At 38.0% G+C, this 24,118-nt stretch carries 26 protein-coding genes, 1 pseudogene and 1 riboswitch; of the genes and pseudogenes, 22 read left to right on the top strand and 5 right to left on the bottom strand.

The features are described 5' to 3' along the window. Window positions 1–5 precede the first annotated feature (5 nt). Together recF and yaaA are read right to left on the bottom strand one after the other, a co-directional pair. On the bottom strand, window positions 6–1,103 hold the full coding sequence (recF, locus tag KV696_RS08875) for a DNA replication/repair protein RecF (protein WP_077804499.1): 1,098 nt from the start codon (window positions 1,101–1,103) through the stop codon (window positions 6–8). Between the two features lie 2 nt (window positions 1,104–1,105). Further along, window positions 1,106–1,474 carry a S4 domain-containing protein YaaA gene (gene yaaA / locus KV696_RS08870; RefSeq protein WP_077804498.1) on the bottom strand — a complete coding sequence of 123 codons (369 nt, stop codon included), beginning with the start codon at window positions 1,472–1,474 and terminating at the stop codon, window positions 1,106–1,108. A 158-nt stretch (window positions 1,475–1,632) separates the two neighbouring features. On the opposite strand from yaaA, the gene yfmF reads away from it, so the two are divergent. From yfmF to tsf, 12 genes are all read left to right on the top strand, one after another. Continuing rightward, on the top strand, window positions 1,633–2,883 hold the full coding sequence (gene yfmF / locus KV696_RS08865) for an EF-P 5-aminopentanol modification-associated protein YfmF (protein WP_219967466.1): 1,251 nt from the start codon (window positions 1,633–1,635) through the stop codon (window positions 2,881–2,883). Then, on the top strand, window positions 2,880–4,163 hold the full coding sequence (yfmH, locus tag KV696_RS08860) for an EF-P 5-aminopentanol modification-associated protein YfmH (RefSeq protein ID WP_219967465.1): 1,284 nt from the start codon (window positions 2,880–2,882) through the stop codon (window positions 4,161–4,163). The genes yfmF and yfmH overlap by 4 nt, the downstream gene beginning before the upstream one ends. Before the next feature lie 41 nt (window positions 4,164–4,204). Next, window positions 4,205–5,047 carry a cytoskeleton protein RodZ gene (rodZ, locus tag KV696_RS08855; protein ID WP_180374983.1) on the top strand — a complete coding sequence of 281 codons (843 nt, stop codon included), beginning with the start codon at window positions 4,205–4,207 and terminating at the stop codon, window positions 5,045–5,047. A 10-nt stretch (window positions 5,048–5,057) separates the two neighbouring features. Further along, the gene (gene pgsA, locus KV696_RS08850; protein ID WP_077804494.1) at window positions 5,058–5,603 is read left to right on the top strand and encodes a CDP-diacylglycerol--glycerol-3-phosphate 3-phosphatidyltransferase; all 546 of its coding nucleotides are present in this window, start codon (window positions 5,058–5,060) and stop codon (window positions 5,601–5,603) included. Then, complete coding sequence (locus tag KV696_RS08845) at window positions 5,600–6,427, top strand: energy-coupling factor ABC transporter ATP-binding protein (RefSeq protein WP_033685654.1); 828 nt, start codon at window positions 5,600–5,602, stop codon at window positions 6,425–6,427. Before pgsA ends, KV696_RS08845 begins: the two co-directional genes overlap by 4 nt. Beyond that, window positions 6,412–7,251 (top strand): energy-coupling factor transporter ATPase, encoded by an 840-nt coding sequence (locus KV696_RS08840; RefSeq protein ID WP_033678779.1) that lies wholly within the window; start codon window positions 6,412–6,414, stop codon window positions 7,249–7,251. The genes KV696_RS08845 and KV696_RS08840 overlap by 16 nt, the downstream gene beginning before the upstream one ends. Next, window positions 7,244–8,038, top strand: coding sequence for an energy-coupling factor transporter transmembrane component T family protein (locus KV696_RS08835; protein WP_050242842.1), 795 nt, complete (start codon window positions 7,244–7,246; stop codon window positions 8,036–8,038). Before KV696_RS08840 ends, KV696_RS08835 begins: the two co-directional genes overlap by 8 nt. A 58-nt stretch (window positions 8,039–8,096) precedes the next feature. Further along, the gene (gene mreC, locus KV696_RS08830; protein ID WP_084889677.1) at window positions 8,097–8,915 is read left to right on the top strand and encodes a rod shape-determining protein MreC; all 819 of its coding nucleotides are present in this window, start codon (window positions 8,097–8,099) and stop codon (window positions 8,913–8,915) included. After that, window positions 8,915–9,409 (top strand): rod shape-determining protein MreD, encoded by a 495-nt coding sequence (gene mreD / locus KV696_RS08825; protein WP_001249451.1) that lies wholly within the window; start codon window positions 8,915–8,917, stop codon window positions 9,407–9,409. Before mreC ends, mreD begins: the two co-directional genes overlap by 1 nt. A gap of 93 nt (window positions 9,410–9,502) precedes the next feature. Further along, the gene (gene pcsB / locus KV696_RS08820; RefSeq protein ID WP_000727020.1) at window positions 9,503–10,690 is read left to right on the top strand and encodes a peptidoglycan hydrolase PcsB; all 1,188 of its coding nucleotides are present in this window, start codon (window positions 9,503–9,505) and stop codon (window positions 10,688–10,690) included. A gap of 223 nt (window positions 10,691–10,913) precedes the next feature. Continuing rightward, window positions 10,914–11,693: a 30S ribosomal protein S2 gene (rpsB, locus tag KV696_RS08815; RefSeq protein WP_000268460.1), complete on the top strand. Its 780-nt coding sequence runs from the start codon at window positions 10,914–10,916 to the stop codon at window positions 11,691–11,693. A 78-nt stretch (window positions 11,694–11,771) separates the two neighbouring features. Next, window positions 11,772–12,812, top strand: a complete 1,041-nt coding sequence (tsf, locus tag KV696_RS08810) for a translation elongation factor Ts (protein WP_000808073.1) — start codon at window positions 11,772–11,774, stop codon at window positions 12,810–12,812. A 121-nt stretch (window positions 12,813–12,933) separates the two neighbouring features. Here tsf and cysK read toward each other — a convergent pair whose 3' ends face one another. The 3 genes and pseudogenes from cysK to KV696_RS08800 all read right to left on the bottom strand — a co-directional run bounded on the left by cysK (window position 12,934) and on the right by KV696_RS08800 (window position 14,781). Continuing rightward, complete coding sequence (gene cysK, locus KV696_RS08805; protein WP_000029881.1) at window positions 12,934–13,860, bottom strand: cysteine synthase A; 927 nt, start codon at window positions 13,858–13,860, stop codon at window positions 12,934–12,936. Between the two features lie 96 nt (window positions 13,861–13,956). Further along, window positions 13,957–14,052, bottom strand: a pseudogene (locus tag KV696_RS10145) (PH domain-containing protein); the annotation flags it as partial. A gap of 93 nt (window positions 14,053–14,145) precedes the next feature. Then, on the bottom strand, window positions 14,146–14,781 hold the full coding sequence (locus tag KV696_RS08800) for a YigZ family protein (RefSeq protein ID WP_219967464.1): 636 nt from the start codon (window positions 14,779–14,781) through the stop codon (window positions 14,146–14,148). Between the two features lie 56 nt (window positions 14,782–14,837). Here KV696_RS08800 and KV696_RS08795 point away from each other — a divergent pair, with 56 nt between their 5' ends. The 10 genes from KV696_RS08795 (at window position 14,838) to KV696_RS08750 (ending at window position 24,111) form a co-directional block, all read left to right on the top strand. Next, a complete protein-coding gene (locus KV696_RS08795) occupies window positions 14,838–16,136 on the top strand; it encodes an ATP-dependent helicase ComFA (protein WP_219967463.1) in 1,299 nt (432 codons plus the stop codon). Continuing rightward, complete coding sequence (locus tag KV696_RS08790; protein WP_219967462.1) at window positions 16,133–16,795, top strand: ComF family protein; 663 nt, start codon at window positions 16,133–16,135, stop codon at window positions 16,793–16,795. The genes KV696_RS08795 and KV696_RS08790 overlap by 4 nt, the downstream gene beginning before the upstream one ends. Window positions 16,796–16,874: 79 nt before the next feature. Further along, complete coding sequence (hpf, locus tag KV696_RS08785) at window positions 16,875–17,423, top strand: ribosome hibernation-promoting factor, HPF/YfiA family (RefSeq protein WP_000599100.1); 549 nt, start codon at window positions 16,875–16,877, stop codon at window positions 17,421–17,423. 135 nt (window positions 17,424–17,558) lie between these two features. Further along, window positions 17,559–19,532: a DHH family phosphoesterase gene (locus tag KV696_RS08780; RefSeq protein ID WP_219967461.1), complete on the top strand. Its 1,974-nt coding sequence runs from the start codon at window positions 17,559–17,561 to the stop codon at window positions 19,530–19,532. Beyond that, window positions 19,529–19,981, top strand: coding sequence for a 50S ribosomal protein L9 (gene rplI, locus KV696_RS08775; protein ID WP_173224870.1), 453 nt, complete (start codon window positions 19,529–19,531; stop codon window positions 19,979–19,981). Before KV696_RS08780 ends, rplI begins: the two co-directional genes overlap by 4 nt. 43 nt (window positions 19,982–20,024) lie before the next feature. Continuing rightward, complete coding sequence (dnaB, locus tag KV696_RS08770) at window positions 20,025–21,383, top strand: replicative DNA helicase (protein ID WP_101776894.1); 1,359 nt, start codon at window positions 20,025–20,027, stop codon at window positions 21,381–21,383. Continuing rightward, entirely contained in the window at window positions 21,380–21,646 is a 267-nt protein-coding gene (locus KV696_RS08765) for a Veg family protein (RefSeq protein WP_219967460.1), read from the top strand. The genes dnaB and KV696_RS08765 overlap by 4 nt, the downstream gene beginning before the upstream one ends. 87 nt (window positions 21,647–21,733) lie before the next feature. Next, entirely contained in the window at window positions 21,734–22,846 is a 1,113-nt protein-coding gene (gene cbpD, locus KV696_RS08760; protein ID WP_219967459.1) for an N-acetylmuramoyl-L-alanine amidase family protein, read from the top strand. Between the two features lie 82 nt (window positions 22,847–22,928). Then, a riboswitch (TPP riboswitch) is annotated at window positions 22,929–23,031 on the top strand. Window positions 23,032–23,099: 68 nt separating this feature from the next. Next, window positions 23,100–23,390, top strand: a complete 291-nt coding sequence (locus tag KV696_RS08755) for a thiamine-binding protein (RefSeq protein WP_219967458.1) — start codon at window positions 23,100–23,102, stop codon at window positions 23,388–23,390. Then, window positions 23,353–24,111, top strand: coding sequence for an ABC transporter permease (locus KV696_RS08750; RefSeq protein ID WP_219967457.1), 759 nt, complete (start codon window positions 23,353–23,355; stop codon window positions 24,109–24,111). Before KV696_RS08755 ends, KV696_RS08750 begins: the two co-directional genes overlap by 38 nt. The last annotated feature ends 7 nt before the right edge of the window (window positions 24,112–24,118 follow it).

The raw sequence follows: 24,118 nt of genomic DNA, 5'->3' as shown, positions 1-24,118 counted from the left end.
TGTTGTCAATTGTAATTTACAGAAACTTTACCATCCTGAATAGTGAAGATACTTAGATTTTCTGGCAGATTTTGAAGATGGTCTAAGCTTGTTGTTGTGATAAAGGTTTGGATTGAATGAGAAATCGTTTCTAATAATTTTAGTTGTCTAGTGTTGTCAAGTTCGCTCATAACATCGTCAAGTAATAATATCGGAGATTCTGTAGTAATACTTTCCATTAACTCGATCTCTGCTAATTTTATCGAGAGGACGAGACTACGATGTTGGCCTTGACTTCCGAAACTAGCATCCATCCCATTTATATAAAAAGAAATGTCATCTCGATGAGGACCGACACCAGTATTCTTTTTAAATAAATCTCTGGATCTACTTTTTTCTAAAGCAATTTTGAAAGATTCTGATAAGTCTTCCTTGTCAGTTATCTTTACAGAAGATTGATAGGATATTGACAGCTCTTCAATCTGATTAGAAAGTTCAAAATGTTTCTTACGACCAAAATGCTCTAGTTTTTTTATGAAATCTAAGCGGTGATTCATTACACGACATCCATAATCAACTAGCTGATCATCTAAGACTGAAAGGAAGGTTTCATCTATTTTTTGAGCTGATTTTAGATAAGTGTTTCTTTGCTTAAGAATATGGTTATAATTGGTTAAGTCTGATAGATAGATGGGCTTAATTTGCCCAAGCTCCATATCAATAAATTTTCGTCGAACCGAAGGTGATCCTTTAATTAGTTGTAAATCTTCAGGAGCAAATAAGACAACATTCATGCGTCCCACATAATCTGAAAGGCGTGCCTGTTTTAAGTGATTAACTTTTGTCACACGACCTTTTTGTGTTAGTTCGATTTCGAGAGGAATAGATCCCGTTTTTTTCTGAACAAGACCTGAAAGATGAAGTTGTTCCTCATCAAAATGAATGAGATTTTTATCGGTTCGAGTTCGATGACTACGTGTTAAGGCTAAAAAATAGATAGCCTCTAACATATTTGTTTTACCTTGTGCATTACGCCCTAAAAAGACATTTAATTTAGGATTAAAGTCTATTTTTGTCTCTTTGTAGTTACGAAAAGTTTTGAGAGATAGGTGTTGTAGCCACATGATTATCTACCAGGGAATCGCGGAGCTTGTTTGCTTTTGGGTGATGAAGTAGGTTTTGATTTGTCTTTTTTTACTCCTTTATTCATCTCCTTAACAAGTTTAGCGATTCGTTCTTTTTCAACTTTATCAGCTTGGTATTCATCTTGTTCTTCAGAAGTGGGTTGTGTCAACAAGATGTCAATGTCCATGTCAGGGATGTCAACTTTATCACCAATACGAAGTTTTTTACCGCGACGACTCTCTAATTCCCCATTAAAATAAACAGAATGATCAGAGAGAAATGATTTGATAGCTCCTCCGCTATGTGTAATTCCAAGTTCTTTGAGTAGTGCTTGGAGGGTAATAAATTCTTCAAATAATTTGTATTCCATAATTCACCTCAATCTTTGGTATTATACCATATTTTCCTAAAAATAGTGAGAGAAATAAGGAGAAATGAAAGCGATTTTTATTTCAAAAGTGTTACAGAGAACAAGAAAATTTCAGGTTTTCGTGATATAATAGAAGTCTGTATATAAGGAGGTAAATCATGGAGTTAGTGCATGGAATTTCAACACATTTTATCCAATCAAAGAAGTTTAAAACGAACAAAATCACCGTGCGTTTTACCGCTCCATTATCTCTTGATACGATTGCAGGTCGCATGTTGAGTGCGAGTATGCTAGAGACTGCTAATCAGATGTACCCCACTTCTCAAGATTTGAGAAGACATTTGGCCAGTCTATACGGTACAGATATGTCAACCAATTGTTTCAGAAGAGGGCAAAGTCACATTGTAGAATTGACATTTACCTATGTTCGTGATGAGTTTTTAAGTAGGAAAAATATGCTAACTTCTCAGGTTTTGGAACTAGTAAAAGAGACTCTTTTCTCACCCGTGGTAGTTGATAATGGATTTGATCCGTCCTTATTTGAAATTGAGAAAAAGCAATTGCTAGCAAGTTTAGCAGCTGATATGGATGATTCTTTTTATTTTGCACATAAAGAATTAGACAAATTATTTTTTCATGATCAACGTCTCCAATTGGAATATAGTGGTTTACGAAATCGTATTTTAGCTGAAACTCCACAAAGTTCTTATTCTTGTTTCCAAGAATTTTTGGCCAATGATCGAATAGATTTCTTTTTCCTAGGTGATTTTAATGAGGTTGAAATTCAAAATGTATTAAAATCATTTGGTTTTAAAGGTCGAAAAGGAGATGTGAAGGTTCAGTATTGTCAACCTTATTCCAATATCCTTCAGGAAGGTATGGTTCGGAAAAATGTGGGACAATCCATTTTAGAATTAGGTTATCATTGCCCTTCTGAATATGGCGATGAGCAACATTTACCCATGATTGTAATGAATGGTTTACTTGGTGGATTTGCTCATTCTAAGCTCTTTACAAATGTCCGTGAAAATGCTGGATTAGCTTATACTATTTCAAGTCAGCTTGATTTATTTAGTGGATTCTTGAGGATGTATGCTGGTATTGATCGAGAAAATCGGAATCAGGCTCGAAAAATGATGAATAATCAACTGCTTGATTTAAAAAAAGGATATTTTACAGAGCTTGAGCTAGAGCAGACCAAGGAAATGATTCGTCGATCTCTGTTACTTTCTCAAGATAATCAATCTTCATTGATTGAACGTTCTTATCAAAATGCCTTACTTGGAAAATCTTCAGCAGACTTTAAAAGTTGGATTACAAAACTCGAGCAAGTTGACAAAGATGCTATTTGTAGAGCAGCTAATAATGTGAAACTACAAGCGATTTACTTTATGGAAGGAATAGAATGACAAAGGTTGTTTTTGAAGAAAAATACTATCCAGCTGTAAAAGAAATGGTTTATCGAACTCGTTTGGCCAACGGATTGACAGTTGCTCTTTTGCCTAAAAAGGAATTTAAAGAGGTTTACGGGAGTGTCACTGTTCAGTTTGGTTCGGTAGATACGCTTGTCATAGAAGTTGACGGAGATGTAAAACAACATCCTGCAGGAATTGCTCATTTTCTTGAACATAAATTATTTGAGAGAGAAGACTCTAGTGATTTGATGTTGGCTTTTACGAGTCTAGGTGCAGATAGTAATGCCTTTACAAGCTTTACAAAAACAAACTATCTTTTTTCAGCAACGGATCATTTTTTAGAAAATTTGGGCCTACTTGATGAATTGGTAACATCAGCACACTTTACTGAAGATTCCATTTTAAGAGAGCAGGATATTATCCAGCAAGAACGAGAAATGTATCAAGATGATCCAGATTCGTGTTTATTCTTTTCAACCTTAGCGAATTTGTATCCTGGTACACCTTTATCAACAGATATAGTTGGAAGCGAGGAGTCTATTTCCCAAATCAATCTAACTAAATTGCAAGAAAATTTTACAAAGTTTTACAAACCTGTAAACATGTCTCTGTTTTTAGTTGGTAATTTTGATGTGGAGCAAGTACAGGACTATTTTGAAAGAAAAGAATTGAAAGATTTAGATGTTCAGGAAGTAGTAAGAGAAAAATTTGTTTTACAGGCTGTAAAGCAAACAGACAGTATGAGAATGGAAGTATCTTCTCCCAAACTAGCGATTGGGATTAGAGGTAAGCGAAAAGTTGCTGAAGCGGATTGCTATCGACATCATATTTTATTAAAATTATTATTTGCAATGATGTTTGGTTGGACTTCGGATCGTTTTCAAAAGTTATATGAATCAGGTAAAATAGATGCTTCCTTATCTCTTGAAATTGAAGTAACAAGTCGTTTTCATTTTGTTATGTTGACAATGGATACGAAAGAGCCAGTTGCTTTATCTCATCAATTTAGGAAGGCCATTCGTAATTTTACAAAGGATTTAGATATTACAGAGGATCATTTAGATATTATCAAAAGAGAGATGTTTGGAGAATTTTTCAGCAGCATGAACTCTCTTGAATTTATTGCAACGCAATATGATGCTTTTGAACATGGTGAGACAATTTTTGATTTACCAAAGATTTTACAGGAAATTACTTTAGAGGATGTCCTTGAAGCAGGGCATCACTTAATAGATGAAGGGGATATAGTTGATTTTACAATATTCCCATCGTAGTAACCTATCATAATAGACACTAGAAAGAAGGGATGACAAGTATGAGGAAAAAAACAATTGGTGAGGTTTTACGATTAGCTAGAATCAATCAGGGATTGAGTTTAGATGAATTGCAGAAAAAGACAGAAATCCAGTTAGATATGTTGGAAGCAATGGAAGCAGACGATTTCGATCAACTTCCAAGTCCTTTTTATACGCGTTCTTTCTTGAAAAAATATGCATGGGCTGTTGAGTTAGATGATCAAATTGTTTTGGATGCTTATGATTCTGGGAGTATGATTACTTATGAGGAAGTAGATGTTGATGAAGATGAGTTGACAGGTCGTAGACGTTCAAGTAAGAAAAAGAAGAAAAAAACATCCTTTTTACCTTTATTTTATTTTATCCTTTTTGCTTTATCGATTTTAATTTTTGTGACCTATTATGTTTGGAACTATATTCAAACTCAACCAGAGGGGCCTTCTCTTTCTAATTACAGTGTGGTTCAATCAACAAGTTCAATAAGTTCAACTAGCTCTGTTCCCCACTCCTCAAGTAGTAGTTCATCTAGCAGTTCTTCTAGTATAGAATCAGCTATAAGTGTATCAGGCGAAGGAAATCATGTAGAAATCGCTTATAAGACAAGTAAGGAAACAGTTAAATTGCAATTGGCAGTTTCAGATGTTACAAGTTGGATCAGCGTTTCAGAAAGCGAACTTGAGGGCGGTGTAACCTTATCGCCAGAGAAGAAAAATGCAGAAGCAACAGTTGCAACTAAAAGTCCTGTAACAATTACGTTAGGTGTTGTAAAAGGTGTTGCTTTGACAGTAGATAATCAGACTGTTGATTTATCGAAATTAACAGCTCAGACTGGACAAATCACTGTAACCTTTACTAAAAATTAAGGAAAAACGAATGAAAAAAGAACAAATTCCCAATCTCTTAACAATAGGTCGAATTCTCTTTATACCTATTTTTATCTTTATTTTAACGATAGGAAATTCGATAGATAGTCATATAGTGGCAGCTATTATCTTTGCTGTTGCCAGTATTACCGACTATTTAGATGGATATTTAGCTCGTAAATGGAATGTGGTCAGTAATTTTGGTAAATTTGCAGATCCTATGGCGGATAAGTTACTAGTTATGTCGGCTTTTATTATGCTGATTGAGTTAGGTATGGCTCCGGCTTGGATTGTTGCAGTGATTATCTGTCGTGAGTTGGCTGTGACAGGTTTAAGGCTTTTATTGGTTGAAACTGGTGGAACGGTTTTAGCAGCGGCAATGCCTGGAAAAATTAAAACTTTTAGTCAGATGTTTGCGATTATTTTCTTGCTATTACATTGGACTTTGCTTGGTCAAGTTCTACTTTATGTAGCCTTGTTTTTCACTATCTACTCTGGCTATGACTATTTCAAGAGTAGTGCCTATGTATTTAAAGGGACATTTGGTTCGAAATGAAATCAGTAATTGATGTAAAAAATCTTTCTTTTCGTTATAAGGAAAGTCAAGAATACTATGATGTGAAGGATATTACGTTTCACGTGAAACGTGGGGAATGGCTTTCGATTGTAGGGCATAATGGTAGTGGTAAATCAACGACGGTTCGTTTAATTGATGGCTTACTGGAAGCAGAATCCGGAGAGATTGTAATTGATGGCCAACGGCTGACTGAGGAAAATGTTTGGAATATACGTCGTCAAATCGGTATGGTTTTTCAAAATCCAGATAATCAATTCGTTGGAGCGACTGTTGAAGATGATGTTGCTTTTGGTTTGGAAAATCAGGGACTTTCTCGTCAAGAAATGAAAAAGAGAGTGGAGGAAGCTCTGGATTTGGTTGGCATGTTGGACTTTAAAAAGAGAGAGCCAGCGCGTCTATCAGGTGGCCAAAAGCAACGTGTAGCCATTGCAGGTGTTGTAGCCCTAAGACCAGCTATTTTAATCTTAGATGAAGCAACGAGTATGTTGGATCCTGAGGGGCGTAGAGAACTGATTGATACAGTAAAAGGAATTCGAAAAGACTATGATATGACCGTCATTTCCATTACACATGATTTGGAAGAAGTTGCCATGAGTGATCGTGTATTGGTCATGAAAAAAGGGTCAATTGAATCAACTAGTAGTCCAAGAGCTCTTTTCTCTCGAAATGATTTAGATCAAATTGGATTAGACAATCCTTTTGCCAATCAATTAAAACATTCTTTGAGCCAGAATGGCTATGATTTGCCTGAAAATTATTTGACAGAAAGTGAGCTAGAGGATAAGCTATGGGAATTGCTCTAGAAAATGTGAGTTTTACATATCAAGAAGGTACTCCCTTAGCTTCAACAGCTTTGACGGATGTTTCTTTGACGATTGAAGATGGTTCTTATACGGCTTTAATTGGGCATACAGGTAGTGGTAAATCAACTATTTTACAACTATTAAATGGTTTATTGGTGCCAAGTCAAGGGAGTGTGCGAGTTTTTGATACCTTAATCACCTCGACTTCTAAAAATAAAGATATTCGTCAAATTAGAAAACAGGTTGGCTTAGTATTTCAGTTTGCTGAAAATCAGATTTTTGAAGAAACGGTTTTGAAAGATGTTGCTTTTGGACCACAAAATTTTGGAGTTTCTGAAGAAGATGCTGTGAAGATTGCGCGTGAAAAACTGGCTCTGGTTGGAATTGATGAATCACTTTTTGATCGCAGTCCGTTTGAGCTATCAGGTGGACAAATGAGACGTGTCGCCATTGCAGGCATACTTGCCATGGAACCAGCCATATTAGTCTTAGATGAGCCCACAGCAGGCCTAGATCCCCTGGGAAGAAAAGAGCTGATGAATTTGTTCAAAAAACTCCACCAGTCAGGGATGACCATTATCTTGGTAACGCATTTGATGGATGACGTTGCTGAATATGCAAATCAAGTTTATGTGATGGAAAAGGGACGTTTAGTTAAGGGGGGTAAACCAAGTGATGTCTTTCAAGATGTTGTCTTTATGGAAGAAGTGCAGTTGGGAGTACCTAAAATTACGGCCTTTTGTAAACGATTGGCTGATAGAGGCGTGTCATTTAAACGATTACCGATTAAGATAGAGGAGTTCAAGGAGTCGCTAAATGGATAGTATGATTTTGGGGCGTTATATCCCAGGGGATTCGATAGTTCACCGATTGGATCCACGCAGCAAATTACTGGCTATGATGCTACTGATTTTAATCGTTTTTTGGGCTAATAATCCCTTGACGAATCTAATTCTTTTTATAGCGACAGGGATATTTATTGCCTTGTCCGGAGTATCTCTTTCATTTTTTATTCAGGGCTTGAAATCTATGTTTTTCTTGATTGCCTTCACAACTATTTTTCAACTGTTTTTCATTTCTAATGGGAATGTTTTATTTGAGTTTTCGTTTGTGAGAATTACGGATTATGCTTTGCAACAAGCTGGAATTATCTTTTGTCGCTTTGTATTAATTATTTTCTTTTCAACTTTGTTAACCTTAACGACCATGCCCTTAAGTTTGGCCTCAGCTGTCGAAGCTTTGTTAGCGCCTTTAAAGCGTGTGAAAGTTCCAGTTCATGAAATTGGATTGATGCTGTCCATGAGTCTACGTTTTGTTCCGACCTTGATGGATGATACGACGCGGATTATGAATGCGCAGAAAGCACGTGGAGTGGATTTTGGTGAAGGAAGCATCGTTCAAAAAGTAAAGGCGATGATTCCCATTTTGATTCCTCTTTTTGCGACAAGTTTAAAACGTGCAGATTCCTTGGCTATCGCCATGGAAGCGCGTGGTTATCAGGGTGGAAAAGGCAGAAGTCAATACAGACAATTGAAATGGACTCGAAAGGATACGCTGACCATTCTTGTTGTTCTCGTACTTGGTTGTTGTTTATTTTTCTTAAAATCTTAGTAGATTTCAGGAATCGATAAAAAGTTACTGTAACAGTTTTTGATATAAAGGTAGGGATATGAACCGTTTTAAAAAATCAAAATATGTCATTATTGTTTTTGTCACTGTTCTGCTTGTCTCAGCTCTCTTAGCGACGACTTATTCAAGTACAATTGTGACAAAATTAGGAGATGGGATCTCATTGGTTGATAGAGTTGTGCAAAAACCTTTTCAGTGGTTTGATTCTGTTAAATCAGATTTGGCACATTTGACACGAACATATAATGAAAATGAAAGTTTGAAGAAACAGATTTACCAATTAGAAGTTAAATCAAATGAGGCGGAAAGTTTAAAGACAGAAAATGAACAATTGCGTCAATTGCTTGGTATGAAGTCCAAGTTGCAAGCTACAAAGACTTTGGCAGCAGATGTTATTATGCGTTCTCCGGTATCTTGGAAGCAGGAATTGACCTTAGATGTAGGTAAATCAAAAGGGGCTTCTGAGAACATGTTAGCTATTGCAAATGGTGGCTTGATTGGGAGTGTTTCAAAAGTAGAGGAGAACTCTACTATAGTCAACCTTCTGACTAATACGGAAAATGCTGATAAGATTTCTGTTAAAATTCAACACGGCACTACCACAATTTATGGAATTATTGTTGGCTACGACAAGGAAAATGAAGTTCTTAAAATTAGCCAATTAAATAGCAATAGCGATATTAGTACAGGCGATAAGGTGACAACGGGTGGATTAGGAAACTTTAACGTTGCGGATATTCCTGTTGGTGAAGTGGTTGCCACAACGCATAGTACAGACTATTTGACACGAGAAGTAACTGTTAAATTGAGTGCAGATACTCATAATGTGGATGTGATAGAATTAGTGGGGAATTCATAATGAGACAGTTGAAGCGAGTTGGAGTATTTTTATTGCTTCCTTTCTTTGTTCTAATTGATGCCCATATTAGCCAGCTTCTGGGCTCATTTTTCCCCCATGTACATTTGGCTAGTCATTTTCTTTTTCTATTTCTCTTATTTGAGACGATAGAAGTGTCAGAGTATCTCTACCTAGTCTATTGTTTTGTGATAGGCTTGGTTTACGATGTTTACTTTTTCCATCTAATAGGGATTGCAACTCTCTTATTTATCTTATTGGGAGCCTTTCTTCATAAATTGAATAGTGTTATTTTATTGAATCGTTGGACGAGAATCTTGGCTATGATTGTTATGAGTTTTCTATTTGATATGGGAACTTATCTCTTTGCATTAGTGGTAGGTTTAACTCTAGATAGTCTGCCGATTTTTATCGTTTATAGCCTAGTACCATCCATGATTTTAAATCTTGTGTGGATGCTTATTTTTCAGTTTATTTTTGAAAGATATTATCTATAAGAAAGAAACAAAAATGTAACAAAGGCGTAATATTCATTAGGCCTTTTTTTGGTATACTAGTATTGTCTTTAAAAGAAGGAGTATCTACGTAATATGAAGAAAAAAATCTTAGCGTCACTTTTATTAAGTACAGTAATGGTTTCTCAAGTAGCTGTTTTAACAACTGCGCATGCAGAAACTACTGATGACAAAATTGCTGCTCAAGATAATAAAATTAGTAACTTAACAGCACAACAACAAGAAGCCCAAAAACAAGTTGACCAAATTCAGGAGCAAGTATCAGCTATTCAAGCTGAGCAATCTAACTTGCAAGCTGAAAATGATAGATTACAAGCAGAATCCAAAAAACTTGAGAGTGAGATTACAGAACTTTCTAAAAATATTGTGTCTCGTAATGATTCTTTGGAAAAGCAAGCTCGTAGTGCTCAAACAAATGGAGCTGCAACTAGCTACATCAATACGATTGTAAACTCAAAATCAATTACAGAAGCTATTTCACGTGTAGCAGCAATGAATGAAATCGTATCTGCTAACAACAAAATGTTGGAACAACAAAAAGCAGATAAAAAAGCAATTTCTGAGAAGCAAGTGGCAAACAATGACGCAATTAATACAGTAATTGCAAATCAACAGAAATTGTCTGATGATGCGCAAGCTTTAACAACGAAACAAGCTGAGTTGAAGGCTGCAGAATTAAATCTTGCTGCTGAAAAAGCTACAGCAGAAGATGAAAAAGCAAGTTTGCTAGAGAAAAAAGCAGAAGCAGAAGTAGCAGCAAAAGCAGCAGCAGAGGCAGAAGCAGCTTACAAGGCAAAACAAGTAAGTCAACAACAAACAGTTGTTGCTTCTGGAAATACAACTTTTGCAGCACAGGTTCAAGCTGTAGCTTCTTCGGAATCAGCAACATATACTCCTGTGGCAGTAAAACAACGCCCAACATACAGTACAAATGCTTCAAGCTATCCAATTGGAGAATGTACATGGGGAGTTAAAACATTAGCACCTTGGGCTGGAGACTATTGGGGTAATGGAGCGCAGTGGGCTACAAGTGCAGCTGCTGCAGGATTCCGTACAGGTTCAACACCTCAAGTTGGTGCGATTGCATGTTGGAATGATGGTGGCTATGGACACGTAGCGGTAGTCACTGCTGTAGAATCAACAACACGTATCCAAGTTTCAGAATCAAATTATGCTGGTAATCGCACGCTTGGAAATCATCGTGGGTGGTTCAATCCGACAACTACGTCTTCAGGTTTTGTAACATATATTTATGCAGATTAATTTACAGAGGGACTCGAATAGAGCCCTCTTTTCAGGTTTTACTGTGATAATCTCTATTAAAAATTATATCAAAATAGCTTGAAAATATTGAAAAAGTATGGTAAAATGAAACTTGTCGTGTGAACGATAATACTCATTCTTGATGAATTGTGAAACAGTTGCTCTTGGGTCGTTTTGCAAGTTGAAGTCGAGAAGAGGAAAAAAACAAAAAGGAGAAATACTCATGGCAGTAATTTCAATGAAACAACTTCTTGAGGCTGGTGTACACTTTGGTCACCAAACTCGTCGCTGGAACCCTAAGATGGCTAAATACATCTTTACAGAGCGTAACGGAATCCACGTTATCGACTTGCAACAAACTGTAAAATACGCTGACCAAGCATACGACTTCATGCGTGATGCAGCAGCTAACGATGCAGTTGTATTGTTCGTTGGTACTAAGAAGCAAGCGGCTGATGCAGTTGCTGAAGAAGCAGTACGTTCAGGTCAATACTTTATTAACCACCGTTGGTTGGGTGGAACTCTTACAAACTGGGGAACAATCCAAAAACGTATCGCTCGTTTGAAAGAAATCAAACGTATGGAAGAAGATGGAACTTTCGAAGTTCTTCCTAAGAAAGAAGTTGCACTTCTTAATAAACAACGTGCACGTCTTGAAAAATTCTTGGGTGGTATCGAAGATATGCCTCGTATCCCAGATGTAATGTATGTAGTTGACCCACATAAAGAGCAAATCGCTGTTAAAGAAGCTAAAAAATTGGGAATTCCAGTTGTAGCGATGGTTGACACAAACACTGATCCAGATGATATCGATGTAATCATCCCAGCTAACGATGATGCTATCCGCGCTGTTAAATTGATCACAGCTAAATTGGCTGACGCTATCATCGAAGGACGTCAAGGTGAAGATGCAGCAGCAGTTGAAGCAGAATTTACAGCTTCAGAAGCTCAAGCAGATTCAATTGAAGAAATCGTTGAAGTTGTAGAAGGCGACAACGCTTAATTCATATAAATAGTAATTACCTAGGAGGGCGGGGCTTAGCCCGGCTCTCCTATTTTTAAAAAATATAGGAGAATCAAAATGGCAGAAATTACAGCTAAACTTGTAAAAGAGTTGCGTGAAAAATCTGGTGCCGGAGTTATGGACGCTAAAAAAGCGCTTGTAGAAACAGACGGTGACATCGAAAAAGCGATTGAATTGCTTCGTGAAAAAGGTATGGCTAAGGCAGCTAAGAAGGCTGACCGTGTTGCTGCAGAAGGTTTGACTGGTGTTTACGTTAACGGTAATGTTGCAGCAGTTATTGAAGTAAACGCTGAAACTGACTTCGTTGCGAAAAACGCTCAATTCGTTGAATTGGTAAATACCACAGCTAAAGTTATTGCTGAAGGAAAACCTGCTAACAATGAAGAAGCTCTTGCTTTGACAATGCCTTCAGGTGAAACCCTTGAAGCTGCATACGTATCTGCAACAGCAACTATCGGAGAAAAAATCTCATTCCGTCGCTTTGCATTGATTGAAAAAACAGACGCACAACACTTTGGTGCTTACCAACATAACGGTGGACGTATCGGTGTTATTTCAGTTGTTGAAGGTGGAGACGAAGCACTTGCTAAACAATTGTCAATGCACATCGCAGCGATGAAACCAACAGTTCTTTCTTACAAAGAATTGGATGAACAATTCGTTAAAGATGAGTTGGCACAATTGAACCACGTTATCGACCAAGATAACGAAAGCCGTGCAATGGTTAACAAACCAGCTCTACCACACTTGAAGTATGGATCAAAATCTCAATTGACTGATGAAGTGATTGCTCAAGCTGAAGCTGATATCAAAGCTGAGTTGGTTGCAGAAGGCAAACCAGAAAAAATCTGGGACAAAATTATCCCAGGTAAAATGGATCGCTTCATGCTTGACAACACTAAAGTTGACCAAGCTTACACACTTCTTGCACAAGTTTACATCATGGATGATAGCAAGACAGTTGAAGCCTACCTTGAATCAGTTAACGCTTCAGTAGTTGAGTTCGCTCGCTTTGAAGTTGGTGAAGGAATCGAAAAAGCTGCAAACGACTTTGAAGCTGAAGTTGCAGCTACAATGGCAGCAGCCTTGAATAACTAATTATAGAAAGGAAGTAAATTTGCTTCCTTTTTTCTATGCAGTCGATCCCTATAGGGAGAGCTTCCTATTTTCAAGGTAAAAATAAAAAGCCCTATAATAAGGGCCAATTGTATTTAGGAGACTAAACTTCAAATTCATAGAGTGCTGTAGAGAGATAACGTTCACCGTTATCTGGTGCTAGAGCAAGGACTTTTTTACCTGTACCTAATTTTTTGGCAATCTCGATGGCTCCGTAGATAGCTGCAGCTGAAGAAATCCCTACAAGGAAACCTTCTTTTCCACCAATTTCACGGCCTAGTGCTAGAGCATCGTCTGACGTTACACGAACGATACCATCATAAGCCTTTGTATCAAGTGTATCAGGAATAAATCCAGCTGATATACCTTGAATTTTGTGAGGACCAGGTTTTTCACCAGATAGAATAGCAGATTCATCAGCTTCCACTGCATAAACTTGAATGTTTGAATTTGCTGATTTGAGTGCATGAGAAACACCAGAAATCGTTCCACCGGTACCAACTCCAGCAACAAAGGCATCTAATCCATCTTTACCGAAAGCAGCTAGTATCTCAGCTCCTGTTGTTCTTTCGTGTACTTCTGGATTAGCTGGGTTGTCAAATTGAAGAGGAAGGAAACCATCACGTTCAGCAGCGATTTCTTGAGCCTTAGCAATAGCACCTTTCATTCCTTCGCTACCAGGAGTAAGGACGAGTTCAGCACCATAGGCTTGGATAATCTTACGTCGTTCCACACTCATAGTTTCAGGCATAACGATAACAACTTTATACCCTTTAGCAGCCCCTACCCATGAAAGTCCAATACCAGTGTTTCCACTTGTCGCTTCAACAATAGTAGAACCAGGTTTCAGAATACCGTCTTGTTCAGCTTTTTCAATCATGCTAAGAGCAATACGGTCTTTTACAGAAGAACCAGGGTTAAATGCTTCAAGTTTTACATAGACATCTGCAGCACCTTCTGGCACAATGTTGTTGAGTTTAACAATCGGAGTTTGACCGATTAGTTCAGTAATGTTGTTATAAATAGACATATGAATACCTCTTTGTATAAGATATCTCTAGTATAACGCTATCTATACCATTTGTAAAATATAGAAATCCTATCGAAGTGATAGGATTTTTTTATATCACAGGTCTAAGCCATTAATTTTTAAGCGATTGTGATAGGCTAATTCTAGTAAATAGGTGTAAAGGAGAACGCTATCCGTTTTCTTTTTGAATTGCTTCATTTTCTAGTAGGTTTTGGCAAGCATCTTTTTATGTTGCTAATTAAAGTAGCGGTGAAAATGTCAGTGAAACGCTGCATTATCCATTGTTTACACTAGGTTTACAGGAACCTCAACTTCGCGTAAACCTTGATCAGTTAAAGTGACTTTTCCATTAAAAAATTCCACAAGTGAAGCTTTAATAGTTTCTTTTTCTTCTTTATCAACATAAATCATCGTATCGACTTGATCTGTAAAGTTTGTATCCAGTTCCATGAGATTATGTTCTTTAAGGAAGTTATTATATTCTTGGTACTGAGCGTAAGACATTTGAATAGCAATGCCCGCCTGTTCCTTTATTTCAATGATGCCAATTTCTTTGACAGCTAAGGCAACACTGCCTGCGTAAGCACGAATCAATCCTCCAGCGCCTAACTTAATGCCACCAAAGTAGCGTGTCACGACCACACAGACATTGGTGAGATTGTGATTTTCTAGTACCCCTAGCATGGGAACGCCAGCAGTACCACTGGGCTCACCATCATCACTTGTACGTTTGATTTCACTACGTTCCCCAATAATGAAGGCAGAGCAGTTATGCGTCGCTTTGTAGTGTTCTTTTTTGATGGTGGTAATGAAGTCACGAGCCTCTTCTTCGCTATAAACACGCTTGGCATGACAGATAAAGCGGGATTTTTTGATTTCTTCTTGGACTTGTCCGTCCTCTTTAATTGTTCTAAATTCCATGATTTAATTGTACTAAAAAATCATCTAAAGCGCTAGGTTTTTACGAATAAAGAAGTATGAAAGTAAATCCAAATTATCTCGGTCGTTTGTTTACTGAGAATGAATTAACAGAAGAGGAACGTCAGTTGGCGGAGAAATTTCCAGCAATGAGAAAGGAGAAGGGGAAACTTTTCTGTCAACGTTGTAATAGTATTATTCCAGAGGAATGGTATTTGCCCATCGGTGCTTACTATTGTCGAGAGTGCTTGCTGATGAAGCGAGTCAGGAGTGATCAAGCTTTATACTATTTTCCGCAGGAGGATTTTCCGAAGCAAGATGTTCTTAAATGGCGTGGTCAATTAACTCCTTTTCAAGAGAAGGTGTCAGAGGGACTGATTCAAGCAGTAGACAAGCAGGAGCCAACTTTAGTTCATGCGGTGACAGGGGCTGGAAAGACAGAAATGATTTATCAAGTTGTGGCTAAGGTGATTAATAGGGGTGGTGCAGTGTGTTTGGCCAGTCCTCGCATAGATGTTTGTTTGGAGCTGTACAAGCGCCTGCAAGATGATTTTGCTTGCGAGATATCTTTACTACACGGAGAATCAGAGCCGTATTTTCGAACACCACTAGTTGTTGCGACGACCCATCAGTTATTGAAGTTTTATCAAGCTTTTGATTTGCTGATAGTGGATGAAGTAGATGCCTTTCCTTATGTTGACAATCCCACGCTTTACCATGCTGTCAAGAATAGTGTAAAGGAGAATGGGCTGAGAATCTTTTTAACAGCGACTTCGACAGATGAGTTAGATAGGAAGGTTCGTTTAGGAGAATTAAAAAGACTGAGCTTACCTAGACGATTCCATGGGAATCCTTTGATTATTCCTAAACCTGTCTGGTTATCAGATTTTAATCACTGTTTAGAGAAAAGTCGGTTATCACCAAAGTTAAAGACTTATATTAAGAATCAGAGAAAGACAGCTTATCCGTTACTCATTTTTGCTTCAGAAATTAAGAAAGGGGAGCAATTAAAAGAAGTCTTACAGAAGGAATTTCCGCATGAGAAAATTGGTTTTGTGTCTTCAGTTACGGAAGATCGATTAGAGCAGGTGCAAGCTTTTCGAGATGGAGAACTGACAATACTTATCAGTACGACAATATTGGAGCGTGGAGTTACCTTTCCTTGTGTGGATGTTTTCGTAGTAGAGGCCAATCATCGTCTGTTTACCAAGTCTAGTTTAATACAGATTGGTGGACGAGTTGGACGAAGCATGGATAGACCGACAGGAGATTTGCTTTTCTTCCATGACGGGTTAAATGCTTCAATCAAAAAGGCAATTAAGGAAATTCAGCAGATGAATAAGGAGGCGGGGCTATGAAGTGCTTATTGTGTGGGCAGACTATGAAGGCTGTTTTAACTTTTAGTAGTCTCTTACTTCTGAAGAATGATGACACTTGTCTTTGTTCAGACTGTGACTCTACTTTTGAGAGGATTGGAGAAGAGAACTGTCCAAACTGTATGAAAACAGGATTGTCAACAAAGTGTCAAGATTGTCAATTTTGGTGTAAAGAAGGAGTTGAGGTCAGTCATAGAGCGATTTTTACTTACAATCAAGCTATGAAGGATTTTTTCAGTCGGTATAAGTTTGATGGAGACTTCCTTTTAAGAAAAGTGTTCGCTTCATTTTTAAGTGAGGAGTTAAAAAAGTACAAAGAGTATCAATTTGTTGTAATTCCCCTAAGTCCTGATAGATATGCTGATAGAGGATTTAATCAGGTTGAAGGTTTAGTTGATGCAGCAGGCTTTGCGTATCTGGATTTATTAGAAAAGAAAGAAGAGCGAGCTAGTTCTTCTAAAAGTCGCTCAGAGCGTTTGGAGACAGAATTTCCTTTCTTTATTAAAAGTGGAGTCACTATTCCTAAAAAAATCCTACTTATAGATGATATTTATACTACTGGAACAACTATAAATCGTGTGAAGAGACTGCTGGAAGAAGCGGGTGCTGAGGATGTGAAAACATTTTCCCTTGTAAGATGAGGAAAAAATTTGCAAAAATAAAATGAAAGCGTTATAATGAAATAAGAAAAACAAAAATGTTTAGAAAGAAGGTACTCATATGATTAAATATAGTATCCGTGGTGAAAACCTAGAAGTAACAGAAGCAATTCGTGATTATGTAGTTTCTAAACTCGAAAAGATCGAAAAGTATTTTCAAGCTGAACAAGAGTTGGATGCTCGAGTTAACTTGAAGGTGTATCGTGAAAAAACTGCTAAAGTGGAGGTAACGATTCCACTTGGCTCTATTACTCTTCGTGCAGAAGATGTGTCTCAAGATATGTATGGTTCAATTGACCTTGTAACCGATAAAATTGAACGTCAGATTCGTAAAAATAAAACAAAAATCGAGCGTAAAAATAAAAATAAGGTAGCAACTAGTCAATTATTTACAGATGCCTTGGTGGAAGATCCAAATGTTGTCCAGTCTAGAGTTGTTCGTTCAAAACAAATTGATTTAAAACCAATGGATTTGGAAGAAGCTATTCTACAGATGGATTTGTTGGGACATGATTTCTTTATCTATGTGGATGTTGAAGATCAGACAACCAATGTGATTTATCGTCGTGAGGATGGCGAAATTGGTTTGTTAGAAGTTAAAGAATCTTAATTTCAATATGTGTAAAGGAAGGTTTACTGAATTGTAAACCTCCTTTTTCTTATAATTGATAGAATTACTGATTACACTTTTAAAAAGTCGCTTTTTGGTGGTTATTATGGTATAATGGGTGCCAAGAGGTTTGGAATGAAAAAATTTTATGTAAGTCCTATTTTCCCCTTAATATTAGGAATAGTGGCGTTCGGAGTGCTATCTGTGCAACTTGTTTTTGTAACGAATACACTGGTAACGCTATTTCTTTTGATACTTATTTTGGGTTCATATATTTTACTATTCATCCATCAGAGAGACTACTACTCAAAGAGTGAAGTAGAACAAATCCAGTATGTAAACCACCAAGCTGAAGAAAGTTTGACAACCTTGTTAGAACAGATGCCTGTCGGAGTTATTAAATTAGACTTGTCGTCAGGTGAAGTTGAATGGTTTAATCCTTATGCTGAATTGATTTTGACTAATGAAGTGGGCGAGATTGATGTGGCATTAATTCAAACAATTATCAAGGCATCGGTAGGAAATCCAGGTTCTTATGCTACCTTGGGTGAGACCCGCTATTCGGTTCATATGGACAAGGTGTCTGGAGTTCTTTACTTCTTTGATGTGTCTGGAGAATACGAAGCGACTGTTGAGTTAGTAACGAGTCGACCTGTGATTGGGATCGTTTCCGTTGACAACTATGATGACTTAGAAGATGAAACATCGGAGTCTGATATCAGTCATATTAATAGTTTTGTAGCCAATTTTGTTTCAGAATTTGCTGGGAAGCATGCCATGTTCTCCCGTCGAGTGAGTATGGATCGCTTTTATCTATTTACGGACTACACGGTGCTTGAGGGATTGATGAACGATAAATTTTCTGTTATTGATGCTTTCAGAGAAGAGTCGAAACAGAGACAGTTGCCCTTGACCTTAAGTATGGGATTTTCTTATGGTGATGGAAATCATGATGAGATAGGGAAAGTTGCTTTGCTCAATTTGAACTTGGCTGAAGTGCGTGGTGGCGACCAGGTGGTTGTCAAGGAGAATGACGAAACTAAAAATCCAGTTTATTTTGGTGGTGGCTCTGCTGCCTCAATTAAACGTACACGGACTCGTACTCGTGCTATGATGACGGCTATTTCAGATAAGATTCGTAGTGTGGATCAGGTTTTTGTAGTTGGTCACAAAAATCTGGATATGGATGCTTTGGGTTCTGCTGTAGGTATGCAGTTATTTGCCAGCAATGTGACTCAAAATAGCTATGCTCTTTACGATGAAGAACAAATGTCGCCGGATATTGAACGAGCTGTTTCATTCTTAGAAAAAGAAGGAGTTACGAAGTTGTTGTCTGTTAAGGAGGCAATGGGTTTGGTGACCAATCGTTCTTTGTTGATTCTTGTAGACCATTCAAAGACAGCCTTAACTTTATCAAAAGATTTTTATGATTTATTTACCCAAACCATCGTCATCGATCACCACAGACGGGATCAGGATTTCCCAGACAATGCAGTTATCACTTATATCGAAAGTGGTGCAAGCAGTGCCAGTGAGTTGGTAACGGAATTGATTCAGTTCCAGAATTCTAAGAAAAATCGTTTGAGTCGTATGCAGGCCAGTGTTTTGATGGCTGGTATGATGTTGGATACTAAAAATTTCACCTCACGAGTGACTAGTCGGACATTTGATGTTGCTAGCTATCTCAGAACGAGAGGAAGTGATAGTATTGCTATCCAAGAAATCGCTGCAACAGATTTTGAAGAATATCGTGAGGTCAATGAACTGATTTTACAGGGGCGTAAATTAGGTTCAGATGTATTGATAGCAGAGGCTACGGACTCGAAATGCTATGATACGGTTGTTATTAGTAAGGCAGCAGATGCCATGTTGGCTATGTCAGGTATTGAAGCGAGTTTTGTTCTTGCGAAGAATACACAAGGATTTATCTCTATCTCAGCTCGCAGTCGTAGTAAGCTGAATGTACAACGGATTATGGAAGAGCTGGGAGGTGGAGGCCACTTTAATTTGGCAGCAGCTCAAATTAAGGATTCAACCTTGTCAGAAGCAGGTGAAAAACTGACAGAAATTGTATTAAATGAAATAAAGGAAAAGGAGAAAGAAGAATGAAAGTAATCTTTTTAGCAGATGTCAAAGGAAAAGGTAAAAAAGGCGAAATTAAGGAAGTACCAACAGGGTATGCACAAAACTTTCTTATCAAAAAGAACCTAGCCAAAGAAGCGACTGCTCAAGCGGTAGGTGAGCTTCGTGGTAAACAAAAATCTGAAGAAAAAGCTCACGCTGAGATGATTGCAGAAGCAAAAGCAATTAAAGCCCAACTAGAATCGGAAGAAACTATTGTAGAATTTGTTGAAAAAGTTGGTCCAGATGGCCGTACTTTTGGTTCAATTACCAATAAGAAGATTGCAGAAGAATTGCAAAAGCAATTTGGAATTAAGATTGATAAACGTCATATCCAAGTACAAGCTCCGATTCGAGCAGTTGGTTTGATCGATGTGCCAGTGAAAATCTATCAAGATATTACAAGTGTAATCAATCTTCGTGTGAAGGAAGGATAAGTTTACACCTTCTTGACAAGATTGTAAAAGGAAGGGAAGTCTGATGGCAGAAGTAGAAGAGTTACGAGTACAACCTCAAGATATCTTAGCTGAGCAATCCGTTTTAGGGGCTATCTTTATTGACGAGAGTAAGCTTGTTTTTGTGCGAGAATACATTGAGTCTCGGGACTTTTTTAAGTATGCCCATCGTTTGATTTTTCAAGCCATGGTTGATTTATCCGATCGTGGCGATGCCATAGATGCAACAACGGTTCGTACTATTCTTGATAATCAAGGTGATTTGCAGAATATTGGTGGCCTGTCTTACTTGGTTGAGATTGTCAATTCTGTGCCAACTTCTGCTAATGCGGAGTATTATGCTAAGATTGTTGCAGAAAAAGCAATGCTACGTCGTTTAATCGCTAAGTTGACAGAGTCTGTCAATCAAGCTTACGAGGCTTCGCAACCAGCTGATGAAATTATTGCTCAGGCAGAAAAAGGCTTGATTGATGTCAGTGAAAATGCAAATCGAAGTGGATTTAAGAATATTCGAGATGTGTTGAATATCAACTTTGGAAATCTGGAAGCTCGCTCGCAACAAACGACCGATATTACTGGTATTGCGACAGGTTATCGTGATTTGGATCATATGACGACTGGTCTGCATGAAGAGGAGTTGATTATCTTAGCAGCTCGTCCGGCGGTTGGTAAGACAGCCTTTGCCTTGAATATCGCTCAGAACATTGGGACTAAGTTGGACAAAACTGTTGCTATTTTTTCACTGGAAATGGGTGCGGAAAGTCTAGTGGATCGTATGTTGGCGGCAGAAGGTTTGGTGGAATCGCATTCTATCCGTACGGGTCAATTGACTGATGAGGAGTGGCAAAAATATACCATTGCTCAAGGGAATCTAGCGAATGCCAGTATCTATATCGATGATACACCAGGGATTCGAATTACAGAGATTCGTTCTCGTTCTCGTAAATTGGCTCAAGAAACTGGAAATCTTGGTTTGATTTTGATAGACTATTTGCAGCTTATCACGGGAACTGGTCGGGAAAATCGTCAACAAGAGGTTTCAGAAATTTCACGTCAGTTGAAAATCCTAGCAAAAGAACTGAAGGTTCCCGTAATTGCTCTAAGTCAGCTTTCTCGTGGTGTAGAACAACGTCAGGATAAGAGACCGGTCTTGTCTGATATTCGTGAATCTGGGTCTATTGAGCAGGACGCTGATATCGTAGCTTTTCTTTATCGTGACGATTACTATGAGCGTGGTGGTGAAGAAGAGGAAGGCATACCGAATAATAAGGTAGAAGTTATTATCGAGAAAAACCGTAGTGGAGCTCGTGGAACGGTGGAATTAATTTTCCAAAAAGAATACAATAAATTTTCAAGTATTTCAAAAAGAGAGGAAATAAGATGACAGATGCATTTACAGATGTAGCTAAGATGAAAAAAATCAAAGAAGAAATCAAGGCACATGAGGGTCATGTAATTGAAATGACTTTGGAAAATGGACGTAAGCGCCAAAAAAATAGATTGGGTAAGCTAATTGAAGTTTATCCATCCCTATTTATCGTGGAATTTGGAAACGTTGAAGGAAATAAACAAGCTAATGTTTATGTTGAATCCTTTACTTATTCAGATATCCTTACGGAAAAGAATTTGATTCATTATCTGGACTAAAGTGAGAAATTTTCTCACTTTTTCTTTTTTCTCCGAATAGTTTAAGTGAAGGTAATCTTCAATTTATATTATTTTCAAGGAGGAAGAATGAAAGTTTTACCATTCAAAGTAACAGAGACAGGATTTTCTTTGAGAAAATCAGTTAAAAAGGTTGTTCCTTTTTTAGTAGTAGGATTGATGCTAGCAGCGAGTGATAGTGTATATGCCTATTCTGGAGGAAATGGATCGATTGCGCGTGGGGATGATTATCCTGCTTACTATAAAAATGGGAGTCAGGAGATTGATAAGTGGCGGATGTATTCTCGTCAGTGTACTTCTTTTGCAGCCTTTCGTTTGAGTAGTGTCAATGGTTTTGAGATTCCGGCAGCTTATGGAAATGCGAATGAATGGGGCTATCGTGCTCGTCGTGAAGGCTATCGTGTAGATAGTGTACCAACGATTGGATCTATTGCTTGGTCTACTGCAGGAGGATATGGTCATGTTGCCTGGGTTTCAAATGTAATGGGGGATAATATAGAAATTGAGGAATACAACTATGGTTATACAGGATCCTATAATAAACGAATTATAAAAGCAAATACGATGACAGGATTTATTCATTTTAAAGATTTGGATGGGGGTAATGTAGTAAGTAGTGGCAAAGTATTCAATAGTCAACCTTCTTCGACAGGAGGAACTCATTATTTTAAGAATAAGGCAGCTATAAAAAATCAACCTTTAGTTAGTGCAACTTCAATTGCATATTATTCTCCAGGTGAGAGTGTTCATTATGATCAGGTACTTGAAAAAGATGGGTATAAGTGGTTGAGTTATATATCTTATAGTGGAAGTCGTCGCTATATTCAGTTAGAGGAGGTTGCGTCATCGCAGAATCAAACAGAAGGTAGTTCCAATGATGTTCTGACTGTTGGTTGGAAGAAAATAAATGGTAGTTGGTATCATTTCAAATCAAATGGATCTAAATCAACAGGCTGGTTAAAGGATGGTTCTAGCTGGTATTATTTGAAATCATCTGGTGAAATGCAGACAGGTTGGTTAAAGGAGAATGGCTCGTGGTATTATCTAGATAGTTCAGGGGCAATGAAAACAGGTTGGTATCAAGTCTCAGGTAAGTGGTATTATTCTTACTCTTCAGGCGTATTAGCTGTCAATACGACGGTGGATGGCTACAGAGTAAACAGTGATGGAGAACGAGTATAGAAAATGGGAGTAGGAAATTTTTCCTGCTCTTTTCTGTAAGCAGTTTTCTTGACTTTTTTTTTATTTTGCGCTATCATATGTCCATATAATATATGGGAGTCTGTGTACAGTCTGAGAGGAAGTGTTAAACTTCGACCGCACCTGATCTGGGTAATGCCAGCGTAGGGAACGATACTTAGTCTATTCTTGACCTTTTCCATATATGGTAAAGGTTTTTCTTTTTGTCAAAGGAAAACGAGAAGAGGAGGTTTTTATGAAAGCAAGCATCGCCTTGCAAGTTTTACCCCTAGCACAGGGGATTGATCGGATTTACGTAATCGATCAGGTCATTGCCTATCTGCAAGCTCAAGAAGTGACTATGGTAGTGACACCATTTGAAACGGTCTTGGAAGGGGAGTTTGATGAGCTCATGCGCATTCTCAAAGAAGCGCTAGAAGTGGCAGGGCAGGAGGCAGATAATATCTTTGCCAATGTCAAAATAAATGTAGGAGAGATTTTAAGTATTGATGAGAAACTTGAAAAGTATACTGAGACGACACATTAGTCTATTGGGCTTTATGGGGGTCTTGTCAATCTGGCAGTTAGCAGGTTTTCTTAAACTTCTCCCCAAGTTTATCCTGCCGACACCTCTTGAAATTCTTCAGGCCTTTGTTCGTGACAGAGAATTTCTCTGGCACCATAGCTGGGCCACCTTGAGAGTGGCTTTACTGGGGTTGGTTCTAGGAGTCTTGATTGCCTGTCTCATGGCTGTACTTATGGATAGTTTGACTTGGCTCAATGACCTGATTTACCCTATGATGGTGGTTGTTCAGACCATTCCGACTATTGCCATAGCTCCTATCTTGGTCTTGTGGCTAGGTTATGGGATTCTGCCCAAGATTGTCTTGATTATCTTGACGACAACCTTCCCCATCATCGTCAGCATTTTGGACGGTTTTAGGCATTGTGACAAGGATATGCTGACCTTGTTTAGTCTGATGCGGGCCAAGCCTTGGCAAATCCTGTGGCATTTTAAAATCCCAGTCAGCCTGCCTTACTTTTATGCAGGTCTGAGGGTCAGTGTCTCCTACGCCTTTATCACAACAGTAGTATCTGAGTGGTTGGGAGGCTTTGAAGGACTAGGTGTCTACATGATTCAGTCCAAGAAACTGTTTCAGTATGATACCATGTTTGCTATTATTATTCTGGTATCGATTATCAGCCTTCTTGGTATGAAATTGGTCGATGTCAGTGAAAAATATGTTATTAAATGGAAACGTTCGTAGAATAAGA

Source organism: Streptococcus humanilactis (assembly GCF_019448275.1).
Classification (GTDB): domain Bacteria; phylum Bacillota; class Bacilli; order Lactobacillales; family Streptococcaceae; genus Streptococcus; species Streptococcus humanilactis.
Note: the sequence above shows the minus strand (reverse complement) of the source record. Positions and strands in the feature narration are given on the sequence as shown.